Genomic DNA, 3945 nt, shown 5'->3' with positions numbered 1-3945 from the left:
GCCCCCGCGCCGCCTCGCCTACCTCGATCACCGCGCCCACCGCCGCCGTGGCCGCCGCCGGATGGTCGGGCGCGGGCGCGGGCCGCAGAACGAACGCGCCGTCCGCGACATGCCGCTCCGCCCAGCCCCGCGCCGTGCGCTCGAACTGACGCACCGGCAGCGCGTCGAGGAACTCGTTGGCGATCAGGATCAGCGGCCCAGGCGGCAGATCCTCGACCGCGTCCACCCAGACGGCCTCCGGCAGCACGGCGGCCTGCCGCGCCCGCAGCCGGGGCGACGTCTCCGCCAGCACCAGCCGCAGCGCGGCGGCAAAGGCCGGGACCTGCCGGCGGATGGCCCGAAGGGCGTCCGCCATCAAGGTGCCGCGGCCCGGTCCGGCCTCCGCCAGCACCACGCCCGGCGGCGCGCCCATCGACTGCCAGACCACGGCGGCCCACAGGCCGCAGATCTCGCCGAACACCTGGCTGATCTCCGGCGCGGTGGTGAAATCGGCGAACGGGTCGCGCGCCGCGTAATAGGCGGCGTTGGCGCGCGCCATGTAGTGGTCGAGCCGCTCCGGGTGCGTGCCGCTCAGGATGCCGCCACCACCGCCGCCGGCCGCGGGCGCGCCCGCCACATCAGGATGATGCCGGCGATCAGCATCGGCACGCACAGCACCTGTCCCATGGTCAGGTTGATCACCCCCCGCGTCAGGTCGGGCAGCACGAAGCCCATGAAGCTGTCGGGCTCGCGGGTGAACTCGCACAGGCTCCGCGCGACGGCGTAGCCCGCGAGAAAGGCGCCGGTCAGAAAGCCGAAGCGCGCGCGCAGCCGCTCCCGCCCGGCCAGCGCCCACATCACGGCGAACAGCACGAAGCCCTCCAGGAAGCTCTCGTACAGCTGGCTCGGAAAGCGCGGCAGGCCGTCGGGCGCATACGGGGTGGGAGCGGCCGGGAAGACCATCGCATAGGGCCACCAGGGCGGCGCGACACGCCCCCACAGCTCGCCGTTGATGAAGTTGGCGATCCGCCCGAGGGCGAGGCCGATCGGCGTCACCACCGCCATGCGATCGGCGAAGCCGAGGATCGGGATGCCCTGACGCCGGCAGAACAGCACGATCGCGAGGGCGACGCCGAGCGCGCCGCCGTGGAAGCTCATGCCCCCCTGCCAGACCGCCAGAATGTCGGCCGGGTGCGCCAGGTAGTGCGAGGGCTGGTAGAACAGCACGTAGCCGATCCGCCCCCCGAGGACGACGCCGAGCGTCGCCCAGGTCAGGAAATCGTCCACCTGCAGCGGCGTCGCGACCGCGGGCGCGCGCTCCACCAGCCGGCGCATCAGCCGCCAGCCGAGAATAAGGCCGACGATATAGGCCAGCGCATACCAGCGGATGGCGAGCGGCCCGATATGGACGATGACCGGATCGAACACCGGCAGATGGATCACCGTGCTCATGCGTAGGGGTCCGGGGTGCGGAGGTAGTCGCGGACATAGTGGCCGATGCCGTCCTCCAGCGTGGTGAACTGGCCGGCGAAGCCCGCCGCCCGCAGCCGGTCGGTGCGGGCCTGGGTGAAGGACTGATACTGGCCGCGCAGATTCGCCGGCATGTCGATGAACTCCACCGCCCGCGCCACGCCGGCCGCGTCGCACACCGCGTGCGCGAGGTCGAGATAGGTGCGCGCGATCCCGGTGCCGACGTTGAACAGGCCAGACGCGCCGGGTGTGGCCAGCAGCCACAGGATCACCGCGACCACGTCGCCCACCCAGATGAAGTCGCGCCGCTGCGCCCCGTCGGCCATGCCCGGCTGGTCGGCGCGGAACAGGCGCGGCGGCCGGCCGGCCAGCACCTCGTCGTGCTTGACCTTCACGACCGAGATCATCGGTCCCTTGTGGTACTCGTTGGGGCCGTAGACGTTGAAGAACTTCAGCCCCGCCCAGTGCGGCGGACGCGGACGGCCGCCGGCGATCTGGCGCGCGACCCAAAGGTCGAAGCTATGCTTGGTCCAGCCGTACAGGTTCAGCGGACGCAGCCGGGACAGGTGCGACAGGTCGCCGTCGTCGTCGAACCCGGCCGCCCCGTCGCCATAGGTCGCGGCGGAGGAGGCATAGATCAGCGGCACGCCCCGGTGCGCGCACCACGTCCACAACCGCTGGGACAGCGCGACGTTGGTCTGCCACGTCAGGTCGCCGTCGCGTGCGGTCGTTTCGCTGATCGCCCCCATATGCACGATGGCCTCGACCGGCGGATGCCCGGCCAGGAAGTCATCAAGCTCCTCCGGCGCGATGACCTGGTCCGGCGGATGCTTGGCGAGGTTGCGCCACTTGTCGCCGTCGCCGAGCCGGTCGATGACCACCGTCTCGTCGCCGCGCGCCCGCAGCGCGGCATGCAGATAGGACCCGATGAAGCCGGCGCCGCCGGTGACCACGATCATGCGGCAGGCTTATAGCGTCATGCCGCGCCGCGTCATCTGCCGCCGGCGCGGCCGAATGAACAGGAGAGTGACATGACGGAGCGGCCCCGTTTCTTCGACGACCTCGCCGGCGTCGCCGGCGGCGCCCTCTCGGCGCTGGCCGGGCTGCGGGAGGAGGCGGAATCGATGGTCCAGGCGGCGATCGACGACGGCATCCGCCGGCTCGATCTGGTGCGCCGGTCCGAGCTGGAGGCGGTGCAGGAGCTCGCCGCCAACGCCCGCGCCGGACAGGAGGCGGCCGAGTCGCGGCTCGCGGCCCTGGAGACCCGCCTCGCGGACCTCGAGGCGCGTCTCGCCGGCGGCGACATGACGCAGGCGCCGGACTAGCGTCGTTCTGGACTTTCCATGACGCCGGGCGCAAGACGACCTGTCCCGCGGGAGCACCACGGGCCGGCCGCACAGCGATCCAGCCTTGCGGCGCGCCTTCGCCGGTGCGTAGGCTGCCCTCCGTGGCAGCCACCGCGCGGGGGCCCGCTTGCTGGAACCGCCCGCATGCAAGACGGGCGGCACGGTCACTGGAACTCGCTGGGCGCCACAGCTTCGGCCTTCCTCCAGACGGGAGACCCGGCATGACCGCGATGAGCATGCTTCAGGACCGCGCCTCCAACCCCCTCGACATTGTGGAGCAGATCGTCACCGCCAACGATTGGGCGTTCGACCGCCGCACGACCGACGAGATGGCCGCTGAGGCCCCCGGCAAGTGGTGCGACTACGGTCTGTTCTTCACCTGGTCGCACGAAATCAGCGCGATGCACTTCACCTGCACGTTCGACCTGAAGGTGCCCGCCAACCGCCGGCCCGCGCTGTACGAGCTGCTGGCGCTGGCCAACGAGCGGCTGTGGATCGGCCATTTCGGCATGGACAGCGACGACGGCATGCCGCTGTTCCGCCACGCGGTCCTGCTGCGCGGCGCCCCGGGCGCCAGCGCCGAAAGCCTGGAGGACATGGTCGATATCGCGATCACCGAATGCGAGCGCTTCTTCCCGGCCTTCCAGCTCGTGCTGTGGGGCGGCAAGACGCCGCCCGAGGCGCTGCAGGCGGCCATGCTCGACTGCGTGGGCGAGGCCTGACCGCCGCGCCGACGCCCCGGGCCGACCGACGCGATGACATCGGAGACCGACGCGCTCCCGCCGCTGCTGCTGGTCGGCTGCGGCAACATGGGTGGCGCCCTGCTCGCCGGCTGGTGCGAGCAGGGCCTCACCCGCGCGCTCGCGGTCGACCCGGCCGCCCGGCCGGCTGACTGGCCGCCGGCCGTCGGCGCGCTGGCCACGGCCGACGCGATCCCCGCCGATTTCCGTCCCGCCGCCGTCATCCTCGCGGTCAAGCCGCAGGTCGCGGCCGCCACCCTCCCCGCCTATGCCCGCTACGCGGACACGGCCGTGTTCCTTTCGATCATGGCCGGGCAGACGATCGACGGCCTGCGCGCCCTGCTCGGCGGGCGGGCGGCAATCGTGCGGGCCATGCCCAACACGCCGGCGGCGATCCGTCGCGGCATGAC

6 protein-coding genes are annotated in these 3945 nt (G+C 72.2%); 3 read left to right on the top strand and 3 right to left on the bottom strand.

What is annotated here, in order from left to right:
- The 3 genes from B8460_RS11785 to rfaD all read right to left on the bottom strand — a co-directional run.
- A partial coding sequence (locus B8460_RS11785; protein ID WP_048861796.1) for an SAM-dependent methyltransferase occupies window positions 1-574 on the bottom strand: 574 nt, incomplete at its 3' end.
- Complete coding sequence (lgt, locus tag B8460_RS11780) at window positions 571-1431, bottom strand: prolipoprotein diacylglyceryl transferase (RefSeq protein WP_048861795.1); 861 nt, start codon at window positions 1429-1431, stop codon at window positions 571-573. The genes B8460_RS11785 and lgt, both read right to left, overlap by 4 nt.
- Window positions 1428-2408, bottom strand: coding sequence for an ADP-glyceromanno-heptose 6-epimerase (gene rfaD / locus B8460_RS11775; RefSeq protein WP_048861794.1), 981 nt, complete (start codon window positions 2406-2408; stop codon window positions 1428-1430). Before rfaD ends, lgt begins: the two co-directional genes overlap by 4 nt.
- 72 nt (window positions 2409-2480) lie before the next feature.
- On the opposite strand from rfaD, the gene B8460_RS11770 reads away from it, so the two are divergent.
- From B8460_RS11770 to B8460_RS11760, 3 genes are all read left to right on the top strand, one after another.
- Complete coding sequence (locus B8460_RS11770; protein ID WP_048861793.1) at window positions 2481-2774, top strand: accessory factor UbiK family protein; 294 nt, start codon at window positions 2481-2483, stop codon at window positions 2772-2774.
- A gap of 242 nt (window positions 2775-3016) precedes the next feature.
- Window positions 3017-3517 (top strand): type III secretion system chaperone family protein, encoded by a 501-nt coding sequence (locus B8460_RS11765; RefSeq protein WP_048861792.1) that lies wholly within the window; start codon window positions 3017-3019, stop codon window positions 3515-3517.
- 33 nt (window positions 3518-3550) lie between these two features.
- Window positions 3551-3945, top strand: a 395-nt coding sequence (locus B8460_RS11760) for a pyrroline-5-carboxylate reductase family protein (protein WP_048861791.1), incomplete at its 3' end; no start/stop codon positions are given.

Origin of the sequence: Acidisphaera rubrifaciens HS-AP3 (assembly GCF_000964365.1) — a bacterium.
In the GTDB taxonomy this organism is placed as follows: domain Bacteria; phylum Pseudomonadota; class Alphaproteobacteria; order Acetobacterales; family Acetobacteraceae; genus Acidisphaera; species Acidisphaera rubrifaciens.
The sequence above is the reverse complement of the archived record's forward strand: the minus strand, read 5'-3'. Positions and strand labels throughout refer to the sequence as shown.

Excerpts from the sequence above, each read along its gene's own strand:
- lgt (WP_048861795.1), bottom strand. The coding sequence starts at position 1,431 with ATGAGCACGGTGATCCATCTGCCGGTGTTCGATCCGGTCATCGTCCAT.
- rfaD (WP_048861794.1), bottom strand. The coding sequence starts at position 2,408 with ATGATCGTGGTCACCGGCGGCGCCGGCTTCATCGGGTCCTATCTGCAT.
- B8460_RS11770 (WP_048861793.1), top strand. The coding sequence starts at position 2,481 with ATGACGGAGCGGCCCCGTTTCTTCGACGACCTCGCCGGCGTCGCCGGC.
- B8460_RS11765 (WP_048861792.1), top strand. The coding sequence starts at position 3,017 with ATGACCGCGATGAGCATGCTTCAGGACCGCGCCTCCAACCCCCTCGAC.